Origin of the sequence: Pseudomonas sp. NFIX49, assembly GCF_900115915.1 — a bacterium.
In the GTDB taxonomy this organism is placed as follows: domain Bacteria; phylum Pseudomonadota; class Gammaproteobacteria; order Pseudomonadales; family Pseudomonadaceae; genus Aquipseudomonas; species Aquipseudomonas pharyngis.
In genome coordinates this window covers 364,002-390,996 of the sequence record NZ_FOYE01000003.1, presented here as the reverse complement: position 1 = coordinate 390,996, position 26,995 = coordinate 364,002, and the positions used below count along the sequence as shown (strand labels likewise).

20 protein-coding genes and 3 tRNA genes are annotated in these 26,995 nt (G+C 61.4%); 21 read left to right on the top strand and 2 right to left on the bottom strand.

Translation table 11 applies throughout. The features are described from left to right. Nucleotides 1-99: 99 nt before the first annotated feature. A complete protein-coding gene (locus BMZ46_RS10040; protein WP_039770156.1) occupies nt 100-3,378 on the bottom strand; it encodes a bifunctional diguanylate cyclase/phosphodiesterase in 3,279 nt (1,092 codons plus the stop codon). 68 nt (nt 3,379-3,446) lie between these two features. Then, entirely contained in the window at nt 3,447-4,337 is an 891-nt protein-coding gene (locus BMZ46_RS10035; protein WP_007956444.1) for a LysR family transcriptional regulator, read from the bottom strand. A 140-nt stretch (nt 4,338-4,477) separates the two neighbouring features. Here BMZ46_RS10035 and leuC point away from each other — a divergent pair, with 140 nt between their 5' ends. The 21 genes from leuC to BMZ46_RS09930 all read left to right on the top strand — a co-directional run bounded on the left by leuC (nt 4,478) and on the right by BMZ46_RS09930 (nt 26,995). Beyond that, nucleotides 4,478-5,896, top strand: coding sequence for a 3-isopropylmalate dehydratase large subunit (gene leuC / locus BMZ46_RS10030; protein ID WP_074687686.1), 1,419 nt, complete (start codon nt 4,478-4,480; stop codon nt 5,894-5,896). Nucleotides 5,897-5,907: 11 nt separating this feature from the next. Next, nucleotides 5,908-6,552, top strand: coding sequence for a 3-isopropylmalate dehydratase small subunit (gene leuD / locus BMZ46_RS10025; RefSeq protein WP_007956446.1), 645 nt, complete (start codon nt 5,908-5,910; stop codon nt 6,550-6,552). Nucleotides 6,553-6,587: 35 nt separating this feature from the next. After that, entirely contained in the window at nt 6,588-7,355 is a 768-nt protein-coding gene (locus BMZ46_RS10020) for a class I SAM-dependent methyltransferase (RefSeq protein WP_074687687.1), read from the top strand. Nucleotides 7,356-7,424: 69 nt separating this feature from the next. Continuing rightward, the gene (leuB, locus tag BMZ46_RS10015) at nt 7,425-8,507 is read left to right on the top strand and encodes a 3-isopropylmalate dehydrogenase (protein ID WP_039770158.1); all 1,083 of its coding nucleotides are present in this window, start codon (nt 7,425-7,427) and stop codon (nt 8,505-8,507) included. Between the two features lie 66 nt (nt 8,508-8,573). Next, nucleotides 8,574-9,686, top strand: coding sequence for an aspartate-semialdehyde dehydrogenase (gene asd, locus BMZ46_RS10010; protein WP_011333354.1), 1,113 nt, complete (start codon nt 8,574-8,576; stop codon nt 9,684-9,686). A 193-nt stretch (nt 9,687-9,879) separates the two neighbouring features. Then, nucleotides 9,880-10,890 carry an aspartate-semialdehyde dehydrogenase gene (locus BMZ46_RS10005; RefSeq protein WP_074687688.1) on the top strand — a complete coding sequence of 337 codons (1,011 nt, stop codon included), beginning with the start codon at nt 9,880-9,882 and terminating at the stop codon, nt 10,888-10,890. 209 nt (nt 10,891-11,099) lie between these two features. Then, the gene (locus BMZ46_RS10000; protein WP_074687689.1) at nt 11,100-13,742 is read left to right on the top strand and encodes a motility hub landmark protein FimV; all 2,643 of its coding nucleotides are present in this window, start codon (nt 11,100-11,102) and stop codon (nt 13,740-13,742) included. 150 nt (nt 13,743-13,892) lie between these two features. Next, nucleotides 13,893-14,717: a tRNA pseudouridine(38-40) synthase TruA gene (truA, locus tag BMZ46_RS09995; protein ID WP_039771597.1), complete on the top strand. Its 825-nt coding sequence runs from the start codon at nt 13,893-13,895 to the stop codon at nt 14,715-14,717. Nucleotides 14,718-14,781: 64 nt separating this feature from the next. Next, a complete protein-coding gene (locus BMZ46_RS09990) occupies nt 14,782-15,396 on the top strand; it encodes a phosphoribosylanthranilate isomerase (protein WP_039771595.1) in 615 nt (204 codons plus the stop codon). A gap of 192 nt (nt 15,397-15,588) precedes the next feature. Then, on the top strand, nt 15,589-16,509 hold the full coding sequence (gene accD, locus BMZ46_RS09985) for an acetyl-CoA carboxylase, carboxyltransferase subunit beta (protein WP_039771593.1): 921 nt from the start codon (nt 15,589-15,591) through the stop codon (nt 16,507-16,509). Then, complete coding sequence (folC, locus tag BMZ46_RS09980; protein WP_074687690.1) at nt 16,506-17,813, top strand: bifunctional tetrahydrofolate synthase/dihydrofolate synthase; 1,308 nt, start codon at nt 16,506-16,508, stop codon at nt 17,811-17,813. The genes accD and folC overlap by 4 nt, the downstream gene beginning before the upstream one ends. Next, nucleotides 17,797-18,471, top strand: a complete 675-nt coding sequence (locus tag BMZ46_RS09975) for an SPOR domain-containing protein (protein ID WP_074687691.1) — start codon at nt 17,797-17,799, stop codon at nt 18,469-18,471. The genes folC and BMZ46_RS09975 overlap by 17 nt, the downstream gene beginning before the upstream one ends. 98 nt (nt 18,472-18,569) lie before the next feature. Further along, on the top strand, nt 18,570-19,130 hold the full coding sequence (locus BMZ46_RS09970) for a CvpA family protein (protein WP_039771589.1): 561 nt from the start codon (nt 18,570-18,572) through the stop codon (nt 19,128-19,130). A 41-nt stretch (nt 19,131-19,171) separates the two neighbouring features. Further along, on the top strand, nt 19,172-20,677 hold the full coding sequence (gene purF, locus BMZ46_RS09965; RefSeq protein ID WP_007956466.1) for an amidophosphoribosyltransferase: 1,506 nt from the start codon (nt 19,172-19,174) through the stop codon (nt 20,675-20,677). 80 nt (nt 20,678-20,757) lie between these two features. Further along, nucleotides 20,758-21,969, top strand: a complete 1,212-nt coding sequence (locus BMZ46_RS09960) for an O-succinylhomoserine sulfhydrylase (protein ID WP_039771588.1) — start codon at nt 20,758-20,760, stop codon at nt 21,967-21,969. Next, entirely contained in the window at nt 21,966-22,742 is a 777-nt protein-coding gene (locus BMZ46_RS09955) for an SDR family oxidoreductase (RefSeq protein WP_007956470.1), read from the top strand. The genes BMZ46_RS09960 and BMZ46_RS09955 overlap by 4 nt, the downstream gene beginning before the upstream one ends. Before the next feature lie 90 nt (nt 22,743-22,832). Beyond that, nucleotides 22,833-22,908 (top strand) — tRNA-Val (locus BMZ46_RS09950). Nucleotides 22,909-22,963: 55 nt separating this feature from the next. Beyond that, nucleotides 22,964-23,040: transfer RNA gene (locus BMZ46_RS09945), tRNA-Asp, on the top strand. A 93-nt stretch (nt 23,041-23,133) separates the two neighbouring features. After that, nucleotides 23,134-23,210: transfer RNA gene (locus tag BMZ46_RS09940), tRNA-Asp, on the top strand. A gap of 421 nt (nt 23,211-23,631) precedes the next feature. Next, nucleotides 23,632-26,463 carry a xanthine dehydrogenase family protein molybdopterin-binding subunit gene (locus tag BMZ46_RS09935; RefSeq protein ID WP_074687692.1) on the top strand — a complete coding sequence of 944 codons (2,832 nt, stop codon included), beginning with the start codon at nt 23,632-23,634 and terminating at the stop codon, nt 26,461-26,463. Beyond that, nucleotides 26,456-26,995, top strand: coding sequence for a (2Fe-2S)-binding protein (locus tag BMZ46_RS09930; protein WP_039771584.1), 540 nt, complete (start codon nt 26,456-26,458; stop codon nt 26,993-26,995). Before BMZ46_RS09935 ends, BMZ46_RS09930 begins: the two co-directional genes overlap by 8 nt.

Below are 26,995 nucleotides of genomic sequence, written 5' to 3'. Positions count from 1 at the left end.
TCGAAACAGCGCGAAAAAACGCGACCCTACAGGTTGCCGCCAACCCTGGCAATTACCGGCCTGGGTCAATACTTGCGACAAGCAATCGCAGGTGTCGGGTCATTCCAGCAATCCCTTCAATCCCTCCAGCGGCAACGGCCGACTGTGCAGATAACCCTGATACAAATGGCAGCCCAACCCCTGAAGGAAGGCCAGCTGTTCCGGGGTTTCCACGCCTTCGGCGATCACTTCCAGCTCCAGGCTGCGGGCCATGGCGACGATGGCGCGGATGATTTCGGCGTCGTTGGGGTCGGTGGTGGCGTCGCGGATGAACGACTGATCGATCTTCAGCGTGTCCACCGGCAATCGTTTCAGATAGGTCAGCGATGAATAACCGGTGCCGAAATCGTCCATGGCAAAACTCACGCCGAGTTTTTTCAGTCGACGCATTTTGCTGATGGTGTCTTCCAGATTCTGAATGACGATGCCTTCGGTGATTTCCAGTTTCAGCAGCGAGCAGGGCAGACCGTGGCTGCTCATGCTGTGTTCGATGCGCTCAACGAAGTCGTTCTGGCGGAACTGCCGGGGGCTGATGTTCACGCACAGGCTGAAGGCCAGAGGGTCGATCAGCTTTTCGGCGATCAATTGTTTGAAGGCTTCGCACGCCTCGTCGAGGATCCAGGTGCCGACTTCCAGAATCAGTCCGCTGTCCTCCAGCACCTTGATGAATTCGGTAGGCGATTGCGCGCCGAGTTCCGGGTGATTCCAGCGTACCAGGGCTTCGGCGCCGATGATGCGGTTGTCCTGGGCGTCGATTTGCGGTTGGTAATGCACGTCGAATTCGCCCCGGGCCAGCGCCAGACGCAGGTCGGTCTCCATGCGCAGCCGTTCGCTGGCCGCTTTCTGCATGGTGTTGTGATACATCTGCGTGGTGTTGCGCCCCGAATCCTTGGCACGGTACAGCGCAATGTCGGCGCGCTTTAGCAGGTCGGTCGGGGTCGAGCCGTGATCCGGAATCAGCGCCACGCCGATGCTCGGCGTCACTTGCAGGCGCTGGCCGTCGAGGAACATCGGCTCCGACAGCAACTCGCGAATGGTGTCGGCCAACTCGCGCACCTGAGCGCTGACTTCGTTGCGCGTGCCCTCCAGGCCACTGAGCAGCACCACGAATTCATCGCCACCGAGCCGCGCCACGGTGTCTTCCATGCGCACGCTGGCTTCAAGCCGTGCGGTGATGATTTTCAGCACCGTGTCGCCGACCGGGTGCCCCAGCGAGTCGTTGATGTGCTTGAAGTGATCCAGGTCGAGAAACAGCAGCGCCCCGCGCAGGTTGTGGCGCTTGAGCAGGGCGATCTGCTGGCTCAGGCGATCCATCAGCAGTGCGCGGTTAGGCAGGTTGGTCAGCGGATCGTGATAGGCCAGATGGCGGATCTGCGCCTCGGCGTTCTTCAGCAGGCTGACGTCCCGGGCCGTGAGCAACAGGCACGCGGTTTCGTTGAGAGTGATCGGTTCGACCGAGACTTCCACTGTCAGGATCTCGCCGCGCTTGTTGCGCCCGAGCATTTCCTGATGATGTACGCGGCCCTTGATCTGTAGCTCGGCGAGCAGTGCCGAACGCTGTTTTTCCTCGGCCCAGATGCCGACCTGATACACGGTTTTGCCCACCACTTCGTCGGCGCGGTAGCCGGTGAGGCGGCAGAAACCGTCGTTGACCTCCAGATAGCGCCCGGTGTCGCGCTCGGTGATGGTGATCGCGTCGGGGCTGGAGTGAAACGCCTTGGCGAACTTCTCTTCGCTGGCCTTGAGCGCCGCTTCCGAGCGCTGTTGCTGGGTGATGTCGCGCAACGTGGTGACGATGCACGGCTGGTTACCGACGCTGATCTGGCGGCTGGAAATCACGCAGGTCAGCGACTGGCCGTCCTTGTGCTGGACGATGATCGCGACATTGCTCAGGCCCTGTTCGCGGATCACCCGTTCGATGCGTTGCAGGCTTTTCGCCGAGGCGTCCCACAAGCCGATTTCCTCGGCGGTGTGGCCGATCACATCGCTGGCGCTCCAGCCGAAGGTCTGGGAAAAGCTGGAGTTGATCTCGATGAATTCCCCGGTTTCCTGGCGCGTGACGCAGATCGGGTCGGGGCTGACCTGGAACAGCGTGGCGAATTTCTCTTCCGAAGCCACCAACCGTTGTTCGCGCTCGACCTGATCGGTGATGTCCAGCAGGGTGCCGGCCATCCGCAGCGGTACGCCGTTGTCGTCCCGATAGAGGCGGGCGCGGCTTTCCAGATAGCGCGAGCTGCCGTCCGGCAGTTGCACGCGGTAAGTCAGTTGATAATTGCCGGCCGGGCCCTCGCGCAGGCTGCGATAGGCATCGCGCATGCTGTCGCGCTCTTCGCCGGGGACGCCTTCGAAGAACTCTTCGAACGATTCATGGAACGGTTTTGGCTCCAGACCGTGCAATTGCGCAGCGCGGGCCGAACCGTAGAGCATGCCGCTGGGAATGTGCCAGTCCCAGGTGCCGAGTTGCGCCGAATCCAGCGCCAGGTCGAGGCGTTCCTGGCTGTCTTTCAGGGCATGTTCGGCGGCTTTTCGTTCGGTAGTGTCGAGAAAAGTGCTGAGCAGGTAAGGCTGGCCTTCGAGTTCGACCTTTTGCGCACTGAGGATGCCGTCGTGAATCTGGCCATTGCTGGCGCGGAACTGCACCTCCATGCTGACCAGTTCGCCCTTGGCCTTGGTCTTCTTGACCAGTTCCGCCCGCTGCTCGGGATGCACCCACAGGCCCAGTTCCAGGGTGGTGCGCCCGATGGCGCTTTGTACCGGCCAGCCGAACAGGCTTTCGAAATACTGGTTGGCCTCGCTGATCAGGCCGTCTTCCTGGCGGGTCAGCAGTACCATGTTCGGGCACAGATGAAACAGTGTCGCAAAACGTTTCTCCGAACTGCTGAGGGCCTGTTCCCGTTGCCGCTGGTGGGTGATTTCGCGGATCACCCCGATCATTCGGGGTCGACCGTGTTTGTCGGGGAGCAGGCTTCCGTTGATCTCCAGCCAGTGCAGGCTGCCGTCGGGCCAGCGGATGCGATGGTGCATTGCCTGTTCCAGTGGCGCGCCGGCAATCACCGCGTGGAAGGCGCGGATGGTTTTCGCCCGGTCTTCAGGTGGCAGCAGGTCGAGGTATTCCAGGTCTTCGGGCAGCGGTTGCCGAGGATCAAAGCCGAACAAGGCCTGAGTGCCGCGTGACCAGCTGATCTGCCCGCGCTCGATATCCCAGTACCAGGCGCCGAGCCGGGCACCGTTGAGCGCCGCGAGCAATTGCGGCGCGCTCTCCCAGCTCTGCTCGGATCGCCGTGGATCAATGGCCTGAATACGCGGCATCGGCGGAATACGGTCAACAGATTTCGGCATTGTTAAGGGGCCTTGAGCTGATTTGGGCGTTTGGCACAGGGGCGGCAGCTCTATAGGAGTAGCACAAGTTAGCCGAGAGTCCCTGGCAGATCGATTTGAGCGTCCAGCAGGGCCATAAACGCCCGTGCAGCATTCGACAGCGTCCTTTCAGTGTGCAGGATATAGCCTAGCTGGCGACTGAGCTGTATGCCCGGCAAAGGTATGCGCGCCACCTGTTCATCGAGCATCGTGCGCGGCAAAACGCTCCAGGCCAGGCCGATCGACACCATCATCTTGATGGTTTCCAGGTAGTTGGTGCTCATGGCGATGTTCGGCGTCAGGCCCTGAGCCTCGAACAGACGTTGGACAATATGGTGAGTAAAGGTGTTGCCGCCGGGGAAAACCGCCGGATGGCCGGCAATGTCCGCCAACGTGACGGCGCCGTTGCTGATCAATGAATGTTCCGGGGCCACCACGAAATCCAGCGGGTCGTCCCAGACGGGCGTGGCCTTGACCAGCGTATGCGGCTCCGGCGCGAGGGTGATGACCGCCAGTTCCGCCCGGCCGTGGAGAATTTCCTCGTAGGCCACTTCCGAATCGAGAAACTGAATATCCAGCGCCACCTGTGGGTAGCGGCGGGTGTATTCCCTCAATAATGGCGGCAGACGGTGCAGACCGATGTGGTGACTGGTGGCCAGGGTCAGGCGGCCGGTGACTTCGCCGGTCAGGTTGGTCAGGGCGCGGCGCGTGTCGTCGAGCACGTTGAGAATCTGGTAAGCCCGTGGCAGCAGGGCCCGACCAGCCTCGGTCAGGCCCACTTCACGACCGAGCCGGTCGAACAGCCGCACATTCAATTGCTGCTCCAGGCCGGCGATGCGTTTGCTGATCGCCGGTTGCGTCAGGTGCAGCCGTTCGCCGGCACCGGAGAAGCTTCCGGTCTCGGCAATCGCGATAAAAGCATTGAGGTTGGCCAGGTCCATGTTCGTATTCCAGTTGGTTATCCAAAGCATAAAAAATATGAATTTGAGTTATTTAATCTAACCCCATAGGATCGGCCTCACAAGCCAAAGGGTTATTGATAAGCCCAGGGCATAGAAACAAGCTGATGAGGAACCGTCTGATGGCCGGCAAAACGCTCTACGACAAGCTCTGGGATTCGCATTTGGTCAAGCAGCGCGACGATGGCTCGGCGCTGATCTATATCGATCGTCACATCATCCACGAAGTGACCTCGCCGCAAGCCTTTGAAGGCCTGCGTCTGGCCGGACGCAAGCCGTGGCGCATCGATGCCAACATCGCCACCCCGGACCACAACGTACCGACCACCCCGGAGCGCAAGGGCGGCATCGAAGCCATTGCCGACCAGGTCTCGCGTTTGCAGGTTCAGACCCTCGACGACAACTGCGATGAATACGGCATCGTCGAATTCAAGATGAACGACGTGCGCCAGGGCATCGTTCATGTGATCAGCCCGGAGCAGGGCGCGACCTTGCCGGGCATGACCGTGGTCTGCGGCGACTCGCACACCTCGACCCACGGCGCGTTCGGCGCCCTGGCTCACGGGATCGGCACTTCAGAGGTCGAGCACGTGCTCGCCACCCAGTGCCTGGTAGCCAAGAAAATGAAGAACATGCTGGTGCGCGTCGAAGGCCAGTTGCCATTCGGCGTGACCGCCAAGGACATCGTCCTCGCGGTGATCGGCAAGATCGGCACCGCCGGCGGTAATGGCCATGCCATCGAATTCGCCGGCAGCGCGATTCGCGACCTGTCCATCGAAGGCCGCATGACCATCTGCAACATGTCCATCGAAGCCGGCGCCCGTGTGGGCCTGGTGGCGGCGGACCAGAAGACCGTGGATTACGTCAAGGGTCGTCCGTTCGCACCGAAAGGCGCCGAGTGGGATCTGGCGGTCGAGTCCTGGAAAGACCTGGTGTCCGACGCCGACGCGCATTTCGACACCGTGGTCGAACTCGACGCCGCGCAGATCAAGCCGCAAGTCAGCTGGGGCACTTCGCCGGAAATGGTGCTGGCCGTTGATCAGAACGTGCCGGACCCGGCTAAAGAGATGGATCTGGTCAAACGCGACTCGATCGTCCGCGCCTTGAAATACATGGGTTTGACCGCCAATCAGGCGATCACTGACATTCAGCTCGACCGCGTATTCATCGGCTCCTGCACCAACTCGCGGATCGAAGACTTGCGCGCTGCGGCGGTGATCGCCAAGGGTCGCAAGGTTGCGTCGACCATCAAGCAGGCCATCGTCGTGCCGGGCTCGGGTCTGGTGAAGGCCCAGGCCGAGGCCGAAGGTCTGGACAAGATCTTCCTCGAAGCCGGTTTCGAATGGCGCGAGCCGGGTTGCTCGATGTGTCTGGCGATGAACCCGGACCGTTTGGAGTCCGGCGAACATTGCGCCTCGACCTCCAACCGTAACTTCGAAGGCCGTCAGGGCGCCGGTGGCCGTACCCACCTCGTCAGCCCGGCCATGGCCGCTGCGGCGGCGGTGAACGGTCGTTTCATCGACGTTCGTGAATTGATCTAAAGGAGCGCAGCATGAAAGCTTTTACCCAGCACACTGGTCTCGTCGCGCCTCTGGATCGTGCCAACGTCGACACCGACCAGATCATTCCGAAGCAGTTTCTGAAGTCGATCAAGCGCACCGGTTTCGGCCCGAACCTGTTCGACGAGTGGCGTTACCTCGATGTGGGTCAGCCGTATCAGGACAACTCCAAGCGTCCGCTGAACAAGGAGTTCGTGCTCAACGCCGAGCGTTATCAAGGCGCCAGCGTGTTGCTGGCCCGCGAGAACTTCGGCTGCGGCTCCAGCCGTGAACACGCGCCGTGGGCGCTGGAAGAATACGGTTTCCGCAGCATCATCGCGCCGAGCTATGCCGACATCTTCTTCAACAACAGCTTCAAGAACGGCTTGCTGCCGATCATCTTGAGCGATGCCGAAGTCGACGAGCTGTTCAAGCAGGTCGAAGCCGCGCCGGGCTATCAGTTGCAGATCGATCTGCACGAGCAGACCGTCACCAGCCCGAACGGCAAGGTCTACCGCTTCGAGATCGACGCTTTCCGCAAACACTGCCTGCTCAACGGCCTGGACGACATCGGCTTGACCTTGCAGGACGGCGATGCGATTGCCGCGTTCGAAGCCAAACATCGCGCTAGCCAGCCGTGGTTGTTCCGCGACGCGTGAATCTGAAAGGTTGAAACCCAGAAAAGGACGTACCCATGACCAGCACCGCCCAGCACAGTCAGGTTGTACAGAAGCAATTCGGTGAACAGGCCGCCGCCTACCTGAGCAGCGCCGTTCACGCTCAAGGCACTGAATTTGCGCTGCTGCAGGCTGAGTTGGCGGGGCAGGGCGAGGCGCGGGTGCTGGACCTGGGTTGCGGCGCCGGGCACGTGAGTTTTCACGTTGCCCCGTTGGTGAAAGAAGTGGTGGCCTACGACCTGTCGCAGCAGATGCTCGACGTGGTGGCCGCCGCTGCTGTTGATCGCGGTTTGAGCAATGTGTCCACGGTCAACGGCGCCGCCGAGCGTCTGCCGTTTGCCGATGGCGAATTCGACTTCGTGTTCAGCCGCTATTCGGCGCACCATTGGAGCGATCTCGGTGTGGCCTTGCGCGAAGTGCGTCGGGTGCTGAAGCCGGGTGGCGTGGCGGCGTTCATCGATGTGCTGTCGCCGGGCAGTCCGCTGTTCGACACCTATTTGCAGAGCGTCGAAGTGCTGCGCGATACCAGCCATGTACGCGATTATTCGGCCGGTGAGTGGTTGCGCCAGGTCAGCGAGGCCGGTCTGCACACCCGCAGCACCACGCGTCAGCGCCTGCGTCTGGAGTACAACAGCTGGGTCGAGCGCATGCGCACGCCAGAGGTGCTGCGCGCCGCGATCCGCCAGTTGCAGCAGTCGATGGGCAACGAAGTGCGCGAATATTTTGAGATTGAGGCCGATGGTTCGTTCAGTACAGACGTACTGGTGCTCTGGGCTGAAAAGTAATCCTGAAACGATAAGTATTTTTCCGGGCGCGCCCGTCGATGGCGCACCGACTGAAGACACGAGGAAAGCATGAGCAAGCAGATTCTGATTCTCCCAGGCGACGGTATTGGTCCGGAAATCATGGCCGAAGCGGTCAAGGTGCTGGAGCTGGCCAACGACAAGTACAGCCTGGGCTTCGAGCTGAGCCATGACGTGATCGGTGGCGCCGCCATCGACAAGCACGGCGTGCCGCTGGCCGACGAAACCCTCGATCGCGCCCGTGCCGCCGACGCCGTGCTGCTGGGTGCCGTCGGCGGCCCGAAATGGGACACCATCGAGCGTGACATCCGCCCTGAGCGCGGTCTGCTGAAAATCCGTGCGCAACTGGGCCTGTTCGGCAACCTGCGTCCGGCGATCCTGTACCCGCAACTGGCCGAGGCTTCGAGCTTGAAGCCGGAAATTGTTGCCGGCCTGGATATCCTGATCGTCCGTGAGCTGACCGGCGGCATCTACTTCGGCGCACCGCGCGGCACCCGCACCCTGGAAAACGGCGAGCGCCAGTCCTACGACACCCTGCCGTACAGCGAAAGCGAAATCCGCCGTATCGCCCGTGTCGGTTTCGACATGGCCCGCGTGCGTGGCAAGAAGCTGTGCTCGGTGGACAAGGCCAACGTGCTGGCGTCCAGCCAACTGTGGCGTGAAGTGGTCGAGCAGGTGGCCAAGGATTACCCGGACGTTGAACTGAGCCACATGTACGTCGACAACGCCGCCATGCAGCTGGTGCGTGCGCCGAAGCAGTTCGACGTGATCGTCACCGACAACATGTTCGGCGACATCCTGTCCGACGAAGCGTCGATGCTCACCGGCTCCATCGGCATGCTGCCGTCGGCCTCGCTGGATGCCAACAACAAGGGCATGTACGAGCCTTGCCACGGCTCGGCACCGGACATCGCCGGCAAAGGCATTGCCAACCCGCTGGCGACCATCCTGTCGGTCTCGATGATGCTGCGTTACAGCTTCAACCTGCACGAAGCCGCCGACGCCATCGAGAAAGCGGTCAGCGTGGTGCTGGATCAGGGTCTGCGCACCGGCGACATCTTTTCGACCGGTTGCACTAAAGTCGGTACGCAGGAAATGGGTGACGCAGTAGTCGCCGCGCTGCGGAATCTGTAATCTCTCGGGCCCGCTGCGAAATTCAATACAAAGCAGCGGCCCACTTTTCAAGAAGGTGTAGTTGCGATGAAACGTGTAGGTCTGATCGGTTGGCGCGGCATGGTCGGTTCCGTGCTCATGCAGCGGATGCTGGAAGAGCAGGATTTCGATCTTATCGAGCCGGTGTTTTTCACCACTTCCAATGTAGGTGGCCAAGGCCCGTCCGTGGGCAAGGACATTGCTCCGCTCAAGGACGCTTACAGCATTGAAGAGCTGAAGACCCTCGACGTGATCCTGACCTGCCAGGGCGGCGACTACACCAGCGAAGTATTCCCGAAGCTGCGCGAAGCCGGCTGGCAGGGTTACTGGATCGACGCGGCCTCGAGCCTGCGGATGAACGACGACGCCGTTATCATCCTCGATCCGGTCAACCGCAAGGTCATCGACCAGCAGCTCGATGCGGGCACCAAGAACTACATCGGCGGCAACTGCACCGTCAGCCTGATGCTGATGGGCCTGGGTGGTCTGTTCGAGGCCGGTCTGGTCGAGTGGATGAGCGCCATGACCTATCAGGCGGCGTCCGGTGCCGGCGCGCAGAACATGCGTGAACTGATCAAGCAGATGGGCGCGACCCACGCCGCTGTCGCCGATCAACTGGCCGATCCTGCCAGCGCGATCCTCGACATCGACCGCCGTGTGGCTGAAGCCATGCGCAGCGACGCCTACCCGACCGAAAACTTCGGCGTACCGCTGGCCGGCAGCCTGATCCCGTGGATCGACAAGGAACTGCCGAACGGCCAGAGCCGCGAAGAGTGGAAGGCCCAGGCCGAGACCAACAAGATCCTCGGTCGCTTCAAGAGCCCGATCCCGGTCGACGGCATCTGCGTGCGCATCGGCGCCATGCGTTGCCACAGCCAGGCGCTGACCATCAAGCTGAACAAAGACGTGCCGATCGCCGATATCGAAGGGCTGATCAGCCAGCACAATCCTTGGGTCAAGCTGGTGCCGAACAACCGTGAAATCAGCATGCAGGAGCTGAGCCCGACGAAAGTCACCGGCACCCTGAACGTACCGGTCGGTCGTCTGCGCAAGCTGAACATGGGTTCGCAGTTCGTCGGTGCCTTCACCGTCGGCGACCAACTGCTGTGGGGCGCGGCCGAACCGCTGCGTCGCATGCTGCGGATCCTGCTTGAGCGTTGATCGCTTGATGCAATGAAAGAACCCGCGCCTTGCACGAGGCGCGGGTTTTTTTGTACCTGTTGATCGTTCCCACGCTCTGCGTGGGAATGCAGCCATGGACGCTCCGCGTCCGCTCTTCGCGGCGGGCGCGAATTGCCTGCGTGCGACTCACCCGGTAAAGTGCCGCTCCCCCCGTTTCGCCAGAGGTAGCAACATGACCCAGACCCTTGATATTGCCGTGATCGGCGCCACCGGTACTGTCGGCGAAACCCTTGTGCAGATCCTCGAAGAACGCGACTTCCCGGTCGGCACGCTGCACCTGTTGGCCAGCAGCGAATCCGCCGGCAGTTCGGTGCTGTTTCGCAACAAGAACGTGCGCGTGCGTGAAGTCGACGAGTTCGATTTCAGCAAGGTCAAACTGGCGTTCTTCGCCGCTGGCCCGGCCATCACCCTGAGTTACGCCGCCCGCGCTCACGCGGCGGGTTGCTCGCTGGTCGATCTGTCCGGCGCCTTGCCGGCGGATCAGGCGCCGCAAGTGGTGCCGGAAGCCAATGCCGATGTGCTGGCCGGTTTGAAAGTGCCGTTCCAGGTCAGCAGTCCAAGCCCGTCGGCCACTACTTTGGCCGTGGTGTTGGCGCCGCTGCTCGATCTGATCGAACTGCAATACGTGCATGTCACCGCCAATCTAGCGGTTTCCGCCCAGGGCCGCGAAGCCGTGACCGAGCTGGCGCGCCAGACCGCCGAGCTGCTGAACATGCGTCCGCTGGAGCCGACATTCTTCGACCGGCAGATGGCTTTCAACCTGCTGGCCCAGGTCGGCACACCGGATGCGCAAGGTCATACGCTGCTGGAAAAACGCCTGGTGCGCGAGCTGCGTCAGGTGTTGGCCAAGCCTTTATTAAAGATTTCCGCAACTTGCGTTCAAGCCCCGGTGTTTTTTGGCGATAGCTTTAGCGTGACCTTGCAGTCAGCGAGCGCGGTCGACCTGGAAAAGGTCAATGCTGCGCTGGAAGATGCCGAGGGCATCGAGCTGGTCGAGGCCGGTGATTATCCGACCGCCGTCGGTGACGCGGTGGGGCAGGACGTGGTCTACGTCGGGCGGGTGCGTGCCGGTGTCGACGAACCGTCGGAACTTAATCTGTGGCTGACGTCAGATAACGTACGCAAAGGTGCGGCCCTCAACGCCGTGCAGGTCGCCGAGTTGTTGATAAAAGACCTGCTGTAAAAGATACTTGGCAACAATTTGTCGACTGATTCTAGCCGGGCGCTATGCTTGGCCGGAGCAGTTGGCAACGTGTCACCCTCCGGGACTTTCCGGGGCATCAAAGAAATGATCGCGCGCGGCATGCTGTCGTCGTCGCGCGCAATGCCTTACGGCAGCGACTATCAACATCTTCTCGCTGGCCGAGGAACGTTCAAACAAAGGAAGAGGCTATGGTTCAAGTTCGCAAACTGGTGTTAGCAATAGCGGCCGCCTCGGCGCTGTCCTCCGGTATGGCGCATGCCCTCGGGCTCGGGGAGCTGACCCTGAAGTCGACCCTGAACCAGCCGCTGGTAGCGGAAATCGAGCTGCTCGATGTCAAGGATCTGACCGCTGCCGAAGTGGTGCCGAGCCTGGCCTCGCCGGAAGATTTCGCCAAGGCCGGCGTCGATCGCCAGGCCTTCCTCAATGATCTGACGTTCACCCCGGTGCTCAACGCCAGCGGCAAAAGTGTGCTGCGCGTTACCTCGAGCAAACCGCTGTCGGAACCGATGGTGAAATTCCTCGTGCAGGTAATGTGGCCGAACGGCCGCCTGCTGCGTGACTACAGCGTGCTGCTGGATCCGTCGAAGTTTTCGCCGCAGACCGCCGATGCCGCCGCTCAACCCGCGCCAGCGCAAACCATCACCGCACCGACCACCGGCGCCACCCATTCGACCCACACCACCACGCCGCGCGACACCCTGTGGGAAATCGCCGCGAAGGCGCGCACCGGCGGTTCGGTGCAGCAGACCATGCTGGCGATCCAGGCCTTGAACCCGGACGCGTTCATCGGCGGCAACATCAACCGCCTGAAAACCGGTCAGGTGCTGCGTCTACCCGATCAGGTGCAAAGCACCGCACTGCCGCAGTCCAAAGCGATTGCCGAAGTGGCCGCGCAGAACGAAGCCTGGCGTCAGGGCCGTCGTTATGTGGCCAAGCCGGGCACCGGTCAGCAGCAACTCGATGCGACCAATCGTGGCCGTGCCAATACCGGCGCTGCGCAGAACGCCAAGGACAACCTGAGCCTGGTGTCCGCCGAAAGCGCCAAGGCGCGTGGTAAGGGCCCCGCCGGCGATGCCAAGGCCCTGAGCAACAAACTGGCGGTCACTCAGGAAAGTCTCGACACCACCCGTCGTGACAACGAAGAACTGAAAAGCCGCATGGCCGATCTGCAAAGCCAGCTGGACAAGCTGCAACGCCTGATCGAACTGAAAAACAATCAACTGGCGAAGATGCAGGCCGAAGGTTCGGGTGCTGCTCCCGCGACCGCCGCCACTGCGCCAGTGGTGCCGGCGATCACCGCGGAACTGGCGGCCACGCCGCCGGCCACTCCGGCAGAGGCTGCCCCGGCCACACCTGCGCCTGAGGCTGCTGCTCCGGCCCCAGTCGAGCCGGTTGTCGAGCCTGTGGTTGAAACCACGCCCGCCGCCGATGACGAGAAAACCTTAAACGAACTGCTGACCAATCCGATCCTGCTGGGTCTGGTCGGTGGCGGTGCGGTGGTTCTGCTGCTCCTGCTGTTGCTGCTGGCCCGCCGCCGCAAGGCGCAGCAGGAAGCCGAAAAACACCTGCGCATGGCCCGTGCGCTGGAGGAGCAATCGTTCTCCCAGGATCTCGATCTGCCGGAAAGCAGCTTCGAAGGTCTGGAAGTGCCAGCCGCCAGCGTCAAGCTGAACCCAGCCCCAGCCCCAGCCCCAGCCCCAGCCGCTGCTGCTGTAGTGGCGCCAGTCGTGATGGCCGAGCCGATCGCCGCGCCGTTGGTGGCGCCGGCCGCCGAGCGTTCCGACGACGTGCTGGACAAGGCGCAGTCGCACATCGACGGCGGTCGCCTGAATCAAGCGGCCGCGCTGCTGGAGGAGGGCGTGAGCCTGGAGCCGCAGCGCAGCGATCTGCGTCTGAAACTGATGGAAGTCTACGGTCGTCAGGGTGATCGCGATGCGTTCGTCGGCCAGGAGCGCCAACTGGTCGCCAATGGCGACAACTTCGCCAAGGTCGAAGAGCTGAAAAGCCGCTTCCCGGCCATGGCGGTCGTCGCGGCCAGCGGTCTGGCGGCTGCGGCCATGGCTGCCGAGCTGGACGCGGAATACGTCAAGGAGCTGCTGCTCGACGAGCCTGAAGCGCCTGCCGCGGCAGATGACGAACTCGACAGTGCTTTCGACCTGAGCCTCGACGATCTGGATAACATCACGCCAGTAGAGCCTGTGGCGACTGTCGAGCCGGAAGCGCCGGTCGAGCTGGATGCGTTCCCGACTGACGACGATCTGAGCTTCGAGTCGGTGCTGCAACAGCAGACCGATATCAAGGAAAACCTCGACGACCTGTCGGATTTCGACCTGGATATGGATCTCGGTGCCGATCCTGCGCCTGCGCCGGTCGAGCTGGCAGATGATGATTTCCTGCTGGATCTTGACGAGGGCGTGAAGGATCTGCCGCTGGTCGAAACCCCGGCCGTGGCCGACGTGCCGCAGGATGATCTGGAGCTGCCAGCCGATTTCGACCTGTCCCTGGCTGACGAAATGGACGCGACGCCAGCCGAGCCGGATGCGTTCGCCGCCGAACTGGACGACGTCAACGCCGAGCTGGATCGCCTGTCGAGCAGCATCAACGAGCCAAGCTTCACCGAGGCTGACGCAGCGTTGGGCAATGATCTGGGCGAGGATGACTTCGACTTCCTGTCCGGTACTGACGAAGCTGCGACCAAGCTCGATCTGGCTCAGGCCTACATCGACATGGGCGACAACGACGGCGCGCGCGACATCCTCAATGAGGTCATCAGTGAGGGGAACGACAAGCAGAAGAGCGAAGCGAGCGAAATGCTGTCGCATCTGGCCTGAGTCGGCATTCAGCGGTAAACAAAACGGCAGCCCATGAGGCTGCCGTTTTTGTTTGGGTCTGGTTTCCCCGTCCCGCCGCCTTATAATGCCCGCCTTTGTAGATCAGCAGGCTGTACCGACTTGGCAAACATAGATAACCCGGCCGCCGAAATGGCACCCGAAGGCTTTTTCCGCGTCGCGCTGGGCGTTGAATACAAGGGCTCGCGCTACAGCGGCTGGCAGCGCCAGTCCACCGGTGTACTCACCGTGCAGGAAACCCTGGAAAAAGCCCTGTCGAAGGTCGCCGACTCGCCGATCTCACTGCAATGTGCCGGGCGCACCGACGCCGGTGTGCATGCCTGCGGGCAGGTGGTGCATTTCGACACCCAGGTCGACCGTTCGCTGAAAGCCTGGGTCATGGGCGCCAACATCAATCTGCCCCACGACATCAGCGTCAGTTGGGCGAAGGTCATGCCGGCGCATTTCCATGCGCGATTCAAGGCGATTGCCCGGCGCTATCGCTACGTGATCTACAACGATCAGATCCGCCCGGCGCATCTCAATGAAGAAATCACCTGGAATCACCGTCCGCTGGACGTCGAGCGCATGGCCGAGGCCGCGCAGTACCTGATCGGTACTCATGATTTCAGTGCCTTCCGTGCCGGCCAGTGCCAGGCCAAGTCGCCGATCAAGAAGATGCATCACCTGCGCGTGACCCGTCACGGCAAAATGATCGTTCTGGACATCCGCGCCAACGCGTTTCTGCATCACATGGTGCGCAACATCGCCGGCGTGCTGATGACCATCGGTGCCGGCGAGCGGCCGGTAGAGTGGATGAAAGAAGTGCTGGAGAGCCGCGAGCGGCGTTCCGGCGGAGTTACGGCGCATCCGTTCGGCCTGTATCTGGTGCAGGTCGAGTACCACGACGAGTTCCCGTTGCCGGAGCGTTTCATCGGGCCACATTTCCTTACGGGTTTCGCGGAACTTGACGGCTGACGCCCTCGAACGCATTTGTTACCATCCGGGACTTTCTCGGATTTGCCTTGGGGTTTTTATCGACATGTCAGCCGTTCGCAGCAAGATTTGCGGGATTACCCGCATAGAAGATGCGTTGGCAGCCGTCGAGGCCGGGGCCGATGCCATCGGTTTTGTGTTCTACGCTAAAAGTCCCCGGGCCGTGACCGTGCAGCAGGCGCGGGCGATCATCGCCGCATTGCCGCCGTTCGTGACCACGGTCGGGCTGTTCGTCAATGCCAGCCGTTGCGAGCTCGGGGAAATCCTCGATGCCGTGCCGCTGGATCTGCTGCAGTTCCATGGCGACGAGACCGCCGCCGAGTGTGAAGGCTGGCACCGGCCGTACATCAAGGCCTTGCGGGTCAAGGCGGGCGATGACATTGCCGCTGCCTGCGATGCCTACCCGAGCGCCAGCGGCGTGTTGCTCGACACTTATGTCGAAGGCGTGCCCGGTGGAACCGGCGAGGCGTTCGACTGGTCACTGATTCCGCAGGGTTTGAGCAAGCCGTTGATTCTGGCCGGCGGCCTGACGCCGGAGAACGTCGCCGATGCGGTCGCCCGGGTGCGGCCGTATGCCGTGGATGTCAGCGGCGGGGTAGAGGCGAGCAAGGGCATCAAGGATCACGCAAAGATTCGTGCATTCATCAACGCCGTACGCTGATGTGACGGCTGGCAGACTGCCGCCGTCCACAGCTCTGTAGAAAAGAGGCTGAGGGTCTTTTCGGGGTGTACGCAGGTCAGTTCCGCTGACCCGGCAGTCCGGCCGATCATCGCCACACATGAATTTAGCTGAAGGGCATACGCGGGGCCGCGAACCAGAGCGTTCGGGCCGCCGGTACTGGAGAAAGAAAGCATGAGCAACTGGTTGGTAGACAAGCTGATCCCTTCGATCATGCGTTCCGAGGTCAAGAAGAGCTCGGTCCCTGAAGGTCTGTGGCACAAATGCCCGTCCTGCGAGGCTGTGCTGTATCGTCCGGAGCTGGAAAAGACCCTGGACGTTTGCCCCAAGTGCAACCACCACATGCGCATCGGCGCACGTGCGCGCATCGACATCTTCCTGGACGCCGAAGGCCGTACTGAACTGGGCGCCGACCTGGAGCCGGTTGACCGTCTGAAATTCCGTGACGGCAAGAAGTACAAGGATCGTCTGGTCGCTGCCCAGAAGCAGACCGGCGAGAAAGACGCACTGGTTTCCATGAGCGGCACCCTGCTGGGCATGCCGGTCGTGGTTTCGGCGTTCGAATTCAGCTTCATGGGCGGTTCCATGGGCGCCATCGTCGGTGAGCGCTTCGTACGCGCCGCCAACTACGCGCTGGAAAACCGTTGCCCGATGGTGTGTTTCTCCGCTTCCGGTGGCGCGCGCATGCAGGAGGCCCTGATCTCTCTGATGCAGATGGCCAAGACCTCGGCCGTGCTGGCGCGCCTGCGCGAAGAAGGCATTCCGTTCATCTCCGTGCTGACCGACCCGGTTTACGGTGGCGTTTCCGCCAGTCTGGCGATGCTGGGCGACGTGATCGTCGGCGAGCCGAAAGCCCTGATCGGCTTCGCCGGCCCGCGCGTGATCGAGCAGACCGTGCGCGAAAAGCTGCCGGAAGGCTTCCAGCGCAGCGAGTTCCTCCTGGAGCACGGTGCGATCGACATGATCATCGACCGTCGCGAACTGCGTCCGCGTCTGGGTAACCTGCTGGCGCAACTGACCGGCAAACCGACGCCTAAATTCGTTGCTGCGCCGATCGAGCCGATCGTCGTTCCGCCGGTGCCTGCCAACGTATGACCGAGCGCACCCTTGGCGAGTGGCTCGCCTACCTTGAGCAGTTGCATCCATCGGCCATCGACATGGGGCTGGAGCGTTCGCAACAGGTAGCGTCCCGCATGGGACTGGGCCAGCCGGCGCCACGGGTGATCACGGTCACCGGCACCAACGGCAAGGGTTCGACCTGCGCTTTCGTGGCTTCTTTGCTGCGGGCGCAGGGGCTGAACGTCGGTGTCTACAATTCTCCGCACCTGCTGCGTTACAACGAGCGGGTGCAGCTCAATGGCGTCGAAGCCACTGACGCGCAGTTGTGCGAAGCCTTCGCGGCGGTAGAAGCGGGGCGTGGCGACACTTCCCTGACTTACTTCGAAATGGGCACCCTGGCGGCGTTCTGGCTGTTTCAACGGGCCGGGCTCGATGCGGTGGTGCTGGAAGTCGGGCTGGGCGGGCGTCTGGACACTGTCAACGTGGTCGATGCCGATATCGCGCTGGTCACCAGCATTGGTGTCGATCATGCCGATTACCTGGGCAATACCCGCGAATCCGTGGCCTTCGAGAAGGCCGGGATTTTCCGTCAGGGCAAACCTGCACTGTGCGGCGATCTGAATCCTCCACAACCCCTGCTGGACAAGGCGCGCGAGCTTGCTTGCCCGTTCTTCCTGCGCGGGCGTGATTTCGATCTGGGTATCACGGATCAATTCTGGCAGTGGCGCGGTACCGATGCTGACGGTCAGGTCGTCGAACTGCGTGATTTGCCGCTGCTTGATCTGCCGATGGAAAACGCCGCGTTGGCGTTGCAGGCTTATCTGCTGCTCGGTTTGCCATGGGATGCCGAACAGATTGTTGCGGCGTTGCGGGCGACTCGTGTGGTCGGTCGTCTCGATCGTCGCTCGTTCGAATGGAACGGCAAACGTCTGAACCTGTTGCTGGACGTTGGACACAACCCGCATGCGGCGGAGTATCTGGCGCGGCGTCTGGCGGCTCGTCCGCCGGTCGGCAAGCGTCTGGCGGTGTTCGGCCTGCTGGCGGACAAGGATCTGGACGGCGTCATCGGTGAATTGAATGCCAGCGTCCAGCACTGGGCGGTGGCGCCGCTGGATTCGCCACGTGCGCGTCCGGTGGATGAATTGAATCAGGCATTGCAGAACCTTGGCGCCTCGGTCACGTCTTATGACAGTGTGGCGGCTGCGCTGGAAGGGCAGTGTGCAGTGGCCACCAGCGACGACGAGATCTTGCTGTTCGGATCATTTTATTGTGTCGCCGAGGCCCTCGAATGGCTGTCTCGGCGCTCCACGGAGGAAGCGGCAAATGGCTTTGCTGGATAAAGCGTACAAGCAGCGCATGGTCGGTGCCCTGGTGCTGGTGGCGCTGGCGGTGATTTTCCTGCCGATGCTATTTTCCCGTCAGGATGAACAGCGTCAGGTGACTGTCGAAGCGCCGGCTGCGCCGCAAGCGCCCGCCGTGGCGCAGATCCAGATGGAAACCGTGGCCGTACCTGAGCCGCAGGTTCTCCCGCAAGAGCCAGTGCCAAGCGATGACGAAGTCGCCGAGCAGGCTGTGCCAACGGCACCTATTGCTTCCGCCGCGCCAGCCCCGGCTCCGGCGCCGGTAGCCAAACCGGTTGCGCCGGCTCCCGCTCCCGCTCCCGCTCCTGTGGTCAAGCCAACCACAGCCCCGGCTCAGCCGATCGCTGCATTGTCTGCCAAGCCGGATACCACCCAGAGCCGCGTCGATGCCAATGGTCTGTCGGTGAGCTGGTCGGTGCAACTGGCCAGTCTGTCGAGCCGCGCCAGCGCTGAAAGCCTGCAGAAAACCCTGCGCAGTCAGGGCTACAACGCTTACATCCGTTCTGCCGATGGCAAGAACCGGGTGTTCGTCGGTCCGTTGATCGAGCGCGCCGAAGCCGATCGTCTGCGCGATCTGTTGAGCCGCCAGCAGAACCTCAAGGGGTTTGTGGTGCGCTTCCAGCCTGAACGCGGCTGATATCTATCACTTCGATAGAAATGCACTGAAAATCGCAGCTTACCGACAGCCATGCGCTCTGCTAAAATGCGCCGCCTTATCCGTCTGTAGGCTGCACTGTGCCATTTACCTGGGTTGACTGGGCGATCGTTGCAATCATCGCCATCTCCGCTTTGATCAGTTTGAGCCGCGGCTTCGTCAAAGAAGCATTGTCGCTGGTGACCTGGATCATCGCAGGAGCTGTTGCCTGGATGTTCGGTGGCTCACTGTCCGAGTACCTCGCCGGATACATCGAAACACCGTCGGCTCGCGTGATCGCGGGCTGTGCCATCATGTTTGTCGCCACACTGATCGTGGGCGCAATGATCAATTATCTTATCGGCGAGTTGGTTCGCGTCACCGGGTTGTCCGGGACCGATCGATTCCTCGGCATGGCCTTCGGCGCTGCGCGTGGCGTGTTGCTGGTGGTCGTGGCGGTCGGGCTGTTGAGCCTGGGGCCGGTACAGCAGGACGGGTGGTGGAAAGAATCACAGCTCGTGCCAAAGTTTCTATTGGTCGCAGACTGGTCCAAGAACCTGATTCTCGGGTGGAGCAGTCAGTGGCTTGCCAGCGGAATCAGCGTACCCGCTGATATTCCGTTCAAGGAGCAACTCTTGCCGTCGGCCAAAACGCCTCAGTGAGTGTTGTTCAGTTCAGATCCATTAAGTAGGGGTTGCGTCGCATGTGTGGCATCGTCGGTATCGTCGGTAAGTCGAACGTCAATCAGGCGCTGTATGACGCGCTAACCGTGCTCCAGCACCGCGGCCAGGACGCTGCCGGTATCGTGACCAGCCATGATGGCCGGTTGTTCTTGCGCAAGGACAATGGCCTGGTGCGTGACGTGTTTCAACAGCGTCACATGCAGCGCCTGGTCGGCCACATGGGTATCGGCCACGTCCGTTACCCGACTGCCGGCAGCTCGACCTCGGCCGAGGCTCAGCCGTTCTACGTCAACTCGCCGTACGGCATCACCCTGGCGCACAACGGTAACCTGACCAACGTTGAACAGTTGGCCAAAGAGATCTACGAATCCGATCTGCGTCACGTCAACACCAGCTCCGACTCGGAAGTGCTGCTCAACGTGTTCGCCCACGAGCTGGCCCAGCGCGGCAAGCTGCAACCGACCGAAGAAGACGTGTTCGCCGCCGTGACCGACGTGCACAACCGTTGCGTCGGTGGTTACGCCGTCGTGGCGATGGTGACCGGTTACGGCATCGTCGGTTTCCGTGACCCGCACGGCATCCGCCCGATCGTGTTCGGTCAGCGTCACACCGACGAAGGCGTCGAGTACATGATCGCCTCCGAAAGTGTTTCGCTGGATGTGCTCGGCTTCACCCTGATCCGCGACCTGGCACCAGGCGAAGCGGTCTACATCACTGAAGACGGCAAGCTGCACACTCGTCAGTGTGCGACCAATCCGTCCCTGACCCCGTGCATCTTCGAACACGTCTACCTGGCGCGCCCGGATTCGATCATCGACGGCGTGTCGGTCTACAAGGCCCGTCTGCGCATGGGTGAGAAGCTGGCGGAGAAGATCCTGCGCGAGCGTCCAGAGCACGACATCGACGTGGTCATCCCGATTCCGGACACCAGCCGCACTGCCGCGCTGGAACTGGCCAACCATCTGGGCGTGAAATTCCGCGAAGGTTTCGTCAAGAACCGCTACATCGGTCGTACCTTCATCATGCCCGGCCAGGCCGCGCGCAAGAAATCGGTACGTCAGAAGCTCAACGCCATTGAGCTGGAATTCCGCGGCAAGAACGTGATGCTCGTCGACGACTCGATCGTTCGTGGCACTACCTGCAAGCAGATCATCCAGATGGCCCGCGAAGCCGGCGCGAAAAACGTCTACTTCTGCTCGGCGGCTCCGGCTGTTCGCTTCCCGAACGTTTACGGCATCGACATGCCGAGCGCTCACGAGCTGATCGCGCACAACCGTTCGACCCAGGACGTGGCTGATCTGATCGGTGCTGACTGGCTGATCTATCAGGATCTGCCTGACTTGATCGAAGCGGTCGGTGGCGGCAAGATCAAGATCGAAAACTTCGATTGCGCAGTGTTCGACGGCAAGTACGTCACTGGCGATGTCGACGAGGCTTACTTGAACAAGATCGAACAGGCACGTAACGATGCCTCGAAGGTCAAGACCCAGGCGGTCAGTGCGATCATCGATCTGTACAACAACTGAGTTTCAACCGGCCCCTAGGGGCCGGTTTTGTATCTGGCAAAAGACTTTTATTTACCGAGAACAGGGCAAGGAGTGACAGCATGAGTCAGGAATGGGATGCCGGTCGGCTGGACAGCGACCTCGAAGGCGTAGCGTTCGATACCCTGGCCGTACGTGCCGGTCAGCACCGTACGCCGGAAGGCGAGCACGGTGATCCGATGTTCTTCACTTCCAGCTACGTGTTCCGTACCGCCGCTGACGCCGCCGCACGGTTTGCCGGGGAAGTGCCGGGCAACGTTTACTCGCGTTACACCAACCCGACCGTTCGCGCGTTCGAAGAGCGCATTGCCGCGCTGGAAAGCGCCGAGCAAGCGGTGGCTACGGCGACCGGCATGGCCGCGATCATGGCGGTGGTAATGAGCCTGTGCAGCGCCGGCGATCATGTGCTGGTGTCGCGCAGCGTGTTCGGTTCGACCATCAGTCTGTTCGAGAAGTATTTCAAGCGTTTTGGCGTGGAAGTCGATTACGTGCCGCTGGCCGATCTGTCGGCCTGGGACGCAACGATCAAGTCCAACACCAAATTGCTGTTCGTCGAGTCGCCGTCCAATCCGTTGGCTGAACTGGTGGATATCACCGCGCTGTCGGAAATCGCGCACGCCAAGGGTGCGATGCTGGTAGTCGACAACTGTTTCTGCACGCCTGCCTTGCAGCAGCCGCTAAAGCTCGGCGCAGACATCGTTGTGCACTCGGCCACCAAGTTCATCGATGGACAGGGCCGTTGCATGGGCGGTGTGGTTGCCGGTCGCAGCGAGCAGATGAAAGAAGTCGTCGGTTTCCTGCGTACCGCCGGGCCGACCCTGAGCCCGTTCAACGCCTGGATCTTCCTCAAAGGTCTGGAAACCCTGAACCTGCGGATGAAGGCACACTGCGCCAACGCCCAGCAACTGGCCGAATGGCTGGAGCAGCAGGACGGTATCGAGAAGGTGCATTACGCCGGCCTCAAGAGCCATCCGCAGCACGAGCTGGCTCAGCGTCAGCAGAAAGGCTTCGGCGCGGTGGTGAGCTTTGAGGTGAAGGGCGGCAAAGAGGGCGCCTGGCGCTTCATCGATGCGACCCGTTTGATCTCGATCACCGCCAACCTGGGTGACAGCAAAACCACCATCACCCACCCGAGCACTACGTCCCACGGCCGTCTGGCGCCGCAGGAGCGTGAGGCTGCCGGCATTCGTGACAGCCTGATCCGCATCGCAGTCGGTCTGGAAGATGTCGCTGACCTGCAAGCCGACCTGTCGCGCGGTCTGGCGGCGTTGTGATCGAGTTGTCTACGCCAAAGATCGGCACCCATGGCCGCGTTGCATTGGTCACGGGTGCCGCGCGGGGGATCGGTCTGGGCATCGCGGCATGGCTGATCAGCGAAGGCTGGCAGGTGGTGTTGACGGATCTGGATCGTGCGCGGGGTTCGAAAGTGGCGAAGGTGCTCGGCGAGAACGCCTGGTTCATCGCCATGGACGTCGCGGACGAAAGTCAGGTGGCGTTGGGTGTCGCGGAGGTGCTGGGGCAGTTTGGTCGTCTGGATGCGCTGGTGTGTAACGCTGCAGTGGCCGATCCACACAACATCACGCTGGAAAGTCTCGATCTGGCTTACTGGAATCGGGTGCTGGCGGTGAACCTCGGTGGGCCGATGTTGCTGGCCAAGCACTGTGCGCCGTATCTGCGTGCGCACAACGGGGCGATCGTCAATCTGGCCTCGACCCGTGCGGCGCAGTCGGAACCTGATACGGAGGCGTACGCGGCGAGCAAGGGTGGCTTGCTGGCGTTGACTCACGCGCTGGCGATCAGCCTCGGGCCGGAGATTCGCGTCAATGCGGTCAGTCCGGGCTGGATCGATGCGCGGGATCCATCTGCCCGGCGCGCGGAGCCGCTGACCGACACCGATCATGCCCAGCATCCTGCGGGCAGGGTAGGGACGGTCGAGGATGTCGCGGCGATGGTGGCGTGGTTGCTGTCGAAGAATGCGGGGTTTGTGACCGGGCAGGAATTCGTGGTCGATGGCGGCATGACCAAGAAGATGATTTATACGGAATGAAGCAATTTCGTCTTTTTTAGAAAAACTTCAATCCTGCTATTGACTTAGGTTCGCTACCTGCGTAAATTTCGCGGCCTCGGAGATGCAAACGGGTGATTAGCTCAGCTGGGAGAGCGTCTGCCTTACAAGCAGAATGTCGGCGGTTCGATCCCGTCATCACCCACCACTCCCGAGAGACTTGCGTAAGCAAGAGCGTAGGCTGAAAGTGCCTGCACCGACGCGCAGCGGTAGTTCAGTCGGTTAGAATACCGGCCTGTCACGCCGGGGGTCGCGGGTTCGAGTCCCGTCCGCTGCGCCATATTTAACGAGTCAGGCACTGTCTGGTTCGCGATTGAAAAGCACCGAAGCTTTCAGTCAAACGAGTTACTTGAGCGTCAGCTCAAAGCGATACGCAGCGGTAGTTCAGTCGGTTAGAATACCGGCCTGTCACGCCGGGGGTCGCGGGTTCGAGTCCCGTCCGCTGCGCCATATCTGTTTCAAGGACCACTGAACGCCTTGAAACACCGAAAGCAACCTCTGGTTGATTCGGAATCGATAGCAAAGACCCTGGTCGAAAGACCGGGGTTTTTTGTGTCTGAAATTTGACCTCTCCCAAATTCCTCCCTTGTAGCCGGCGACGAACCCTGGCCGTGGCTCGTTCGATGCTGCCGGGCAATCTACCTGCGTCTCCGAGTCGCTGCGATGCAATGCCGCATTGATTTTTTGATTCTTTAGTCAAATTTTTGTAACTGGTTGTTTGCTGCGAGCTCAGAAACCTATAAAGTTAACCTTTCGGTCAGCTTTGCACTGTCATCACGCTCTTTGCTTCGTCAAAAAGGGCTTCTGCAAGACTCGAGATTCCCAGTAGATAACCAGAAGGGCGGATCCATAACCGTCCAGAGGATGATCCATGTCCAACCGTGAAATATCCCGGCGCTCGTTCCTTCAGGGCGGGCTGGTGGCGGGTGTGAGTGTCACGCTCACGCCGCTCAGCAGTCAGGCGCTGGCTGCCTTGATGGAAAACAGCGTGACTGTGCCGTCCGAGCAATGGCTCGGCAGCAACGGCAAGGCACGCCAGCGTAACGATGCATTGTCCAAGGTCTGCGGCAGCAAAGTGTTTGCTCGCGACATCCGTTCCAAGGACATGCCGGGTTGGCCCCAGCAGCAAGGCCACGCCATGTTGTTGAAAACCATCAAGGCTGACCGTATCTACGAAGGCTATGACCTGTCGTGGCTCGGCGCCGATCTGCAGCCTGATCGGATCGTTACCGCCGCCGACCTGGACAAGGACGGCATCGTGTTCCCTGAAGAGCACGCACCGGATCCGCTGCTGCCGGAAGGCAAGGTGCCGATGTTCATCGGTCACCCGGTCGCGATCCTGATCTGGAACGACTTCGAGCGGTTCCGTCAGGCCAAGAACAAACTCAAATTCAATGACAAAGCGATTCGTTACGGCGCAAAAGTGCCGTTCTACGAAGGCGATCCCTATGGCAGTTTCCGCTATGTGCGCGTCGGTGGCCCGACGTCGGCGGACGAAGACGAGTTCGCCAGCCTCAAGGACTCGATCCTGTTCCCGATGCTGAAGAACCGTCGTCCGGTGTGGAATTCCCAACCGAACCTGCACGGCAACCTGACCGAACGCGGCCTGTTCTACGCCGACCGCATGAAGAAAGAGATCGACACTCCGCCGGACAACTGGCTGGTGTTCGACGAGCGCTACAAAACTCCGTCGATCGAACCTGCTGCGATGGAGCCGGACAACGGCAACGGCTGGTACGACCCGGCGACCAAGACCCTGCATTTCGTCGTCGCCACCCAATGCCCGCTGGAAACCGCCACCGAGACCGCGAAGATGATCGGGCCGTCGCGTTTCGGCCTGGCGAACCTGAACATGCACCCGGGTTACACCGTCGGTTACGGTTCCAAGGACCACAACATTTTCGTCTACTACGCGGCCCTGGCGGCGTTGTACGGCGCGGGTGTACCGATTCGCCTGGCCAACGACCGCTACGAGCAATTCCAGAGCGGCATCAAGCGTCACCCGTTCGACATCCGCTACCAGTTGGCAGTGGACAAGACCGATCACAGTTTCAAAATTTTCCGCGCCGAGATGAGCGTCGATGGTGGCGGTCGGATCAACTACAGCCCGTCGGTGGCTGCCGTTGGTGCCACTGCCGCGCAGTCGATCTACTACATGCCGCAGAACGACCTGCAGGTCACCGCTTACCATTCCCGCGCCGTTGAAGCAGGTTCGATGCGCGGCTACGGCACCCTGCAGAGCATGGCTTCCACCGAGATGATGGTCGACGAAATCGCCGATCGCCTTGGTGTCGATGCCATCGATCTGCGCCGCAAGAACGCGCTGCGCTCGGGGATGAAAAACACCCAGGGCGCGATCCCGGCCGGTGCGTTGCGCCTGCACGAGATTCTCGACAAGGCTTCGTTGCACGAAGTCTGGAAAAACCGCGACGCGATCAAGAAACAGCGCGAAGCGGCAGACCCGGACAACTGGTATGGCGTGGGTTTTGCCATTTGCCAGAAAGACTTCGGCACCGGTTCCGAAGCACCGATGGCCAGCATCGAGTTCACCGCTGAGGGGCGCATTTCCCTGCGTCACATCGGTATCGAGATCGGCACTGGCATGTCCACCTCGCAAGCGTTGGTGGTGGCTGACTTCCTCGGCAGTGCGGCTCACGACGTGAAGACCGGCGAAACCGAGTGGGATGAGATGCAGCTGGTCACCGCCGGCAACCCTTACATCATGAGCCAGGCCGAGCAGGACAACTTCCTGCGCAATCCGCGCTGGGTCGGCAAGCTGGCATCGGCTTCGTCCGCGACCAACTCCGCCTACTACTTCAGCCACGCCACCCGTGAAGCGGCACGCGTGCTGTTCAACCACGGTCTGTGGCCGGCGGCGCTGGAGATCTGGCGTCAGGGCCCGTACGGCGGCCAGGCCAACCCTTACGTGGTGCGTCGCGAAGATGCGCATTGGGTCGACGGCAAACTCACCGCCAACGGCATGCAGCCGCTGACCTTCGAAGAGCTGGCCAAGCGTGCTCACGAGCGCGGTCTGGTCACTGGCGCCACGGTTCACGGTTTCAACCGCTGGAGCTGGGCCGAGGCCGAATACAGCATCGATGGCGTGCGCGAGCGACTGCCGCTCGATGGTCTGGCGGTGAAGTACGGCGACGGCGCCCCGAAAGCGAAAAAGGCGCAGATGACCAGCGCCGGCTTCCATCTGCTGGATCGGCAGAACATCGCCTATCCGGTGGTTCAACTGAACAACGCCGCCGTGACCTACTACAGCCCGGTCGCAACGCTGGTCGAGTTGAAGGTCAACAAAGGTTCGGCGGAAGTCGAAGTGCTCAACCATCACTCGTGGCTGGAGTGCGGCCGGGTGCTGGTCGAAGAACTGGTTCGTGGCCAGCTCGAAGGCGGGATCGCCATGGGTATCGGTCACGCCTTGATGGAAGAGATGCCGCTGTACGAAGGCGGGCCGGGGGAGGGTGACTGGAACTTCAACCGTTATCGCCTGCCGATGGCGCGCCATGTGGCGGTGTGGAAGCAGACGTCGGAAATCCTGCCGCCGCTGTCCCCAAGCGACCCGTCCAAAGGCATCGCCGAAGTGGTGATGATTCCGGTGGTCGGTGCCATCGGTAACGCCGTGGCCCACGCCATCGGTAAACGTGTTCGCGATCTGCCAATCACTGCTGCGCGCATCAAGGAGGCCCTCAATGGCTAACCGTCCGCTTCAACTGACCCTCAACGGTCAATCCGTCGGCCCGGTGGACATCCCTGATGACCTGCCGATGATCGATTACCTGCACGAATACAAGAACCTCACCGGTTCGCGCCTGGGCTGCGGCCAGGGCATCTGCCACGCCTGCGTGGTGATCGTCGACAACCCGGATGGCACCAGCGAAGAAGTGCGCACCTGCATCACCGGCGCGCATTACTTCGAGGGCAAGAAAGTCCGCACCATCGAAGGCCACGCCAAGCGTGACGAGCAAGGCCAGGTCACCGAGCTGAACCCGATCCAGCAGCGTTTCGTCGACGAATTCGCCTTCCAGTGCAGCTACTGCGCGCCGGGGTTCGTCAACGCCGCGACCGTGCTGGTGGAAAAGCTGCAACGCCAGCCAATCGTCAAAAGCAAACTGGAGCAAGTTATCGAGGACAGCCTCGGCCATCACATCTGTCGTTGCACCGGGTACGTGCGTTATTACAACGCCACCCGCAACGTGCTGACCGATCTCGGCCTGGTCAAGGAGGGTTAA